The following is a 348-nucleotide window of genomic DNA, read 5'->3' on the forward strand; positions in this document are numbered from 1 at the left end:
GATGCGTGTATTTCGGATCGTTGAGGAATCCTCTGGGGCGTCCGTTTCCAACGTAGTGGGTCTGCGGGTCGGTGGGTTTGATGAATGACAGGATCTGCGTTCCCGCCTCGTCGTAGACGTGGACGTGGCGGAGGTTGTGCATGATGATGACCGTTGTGCCGATGTGGTCCTTGCCGATCCGGTAGCGGACGCGGTCGATGAGGATCGCTGCCGTTTTCGGGATGACTTTTCTCAGCTGGATCCAGTCGTCGGCGTCCATGGGTTCCGGTGGTGTGGGAGGGTCGGCGGTGGGGACTTCGGCGTGCCGTTCGGCCGGGGTGAGTCCTGCCAGGCCCTGGTGTCCGCGGT

Annotated in this window: 1 protein-coding gene; it reads right to left on the reverse strand. The window is 62.4% G+C overall.

The features are described from left to right. A partial coding sequence (locus NQ036_RS15535) for a hypothetical protein (protein WP_257060045.1) occupies nucleotides 1-348 on the reverse strand: 348 nt, incomplete at both ends.

The sequence above is a fragment of the Brevibacterium sp. 91QC2O2 genome, assembly GCF_024580695.1.
In the GTDB taxonomy this organism is placed as follows: domain Bacteria; phylum Actinomycetota; class Actinomycetes; order Actinomycetales; family Brevibacteriaceae; genus Brevibacterium; species Brevibacterium moorei.